The 529-nt window shown below is 37.1% G+C and carries 1 pseudogene; it reads right to left on the bottom strand.

Annotated features, from left to right (window positions below):
* Positions 1 to 529: pseudogene (locus tag P0Y67_RS22765) on the bottom strand (hypothetical protein); the annotation flags it as partial.

Below are 529 nucleotides of genomic sequence, written 5' to 3'. Positions count from 1 at the left end.
GCTTTCTTTGGCTTCTTCAAGAAGTTCCTGTCTCTCATAGCATATGCCTAAATTAAAATGACCTAAGCCTTCGGAATGACCGTCATCAGTTTGAGAAGCGATATGTATGGCATGTTCGTATAGGGAAATTGCTTCTTTCCATTGCTGAAGGTCAACTTTGTTCATTGCGAAAAGCATTGTGCATTTTATGACTCGGTTTGTGTAGTTTTTGTGTGCTTCAAAGCTTTGAATCGCTTTTTCAGCGTGATTTAGTGAGAAAAAATTCTGGCGGATTTCGTAATATGCACTCGCAGTTTGATAGTGAAATTCTGCCCTTTCTATTTCGTCGGGCACTTTATTAAGCTTCCTCTCTGCGATTCTGTAAAAGTTGATTGCTTCGATGAAATCTTTTTCATAAAAGTGATACATGCCGTTAAAGAGATAAAAATAGTATTCAATCATGACATCTGTGCCTTTTTCCAGTGTTGCATTGTCTACTTTACTGAGTAGTTGTCCTGATTCTTTATAGTTTTCTGTCATCAGTTTAAAT

Source organism: Photobacterium sp. SP02, from assembly GCF_038519165.1.
Classification (GTDB): Bacteria; Pseudomonadota; Gammaproteobacteria; order Enterobacterales; family Vibrionaceae; genus Photobacterium; species Photobacterium halotolerans.
This window is presented reverse-complemented; position numbering and strand designations above follow the sequence as displayed.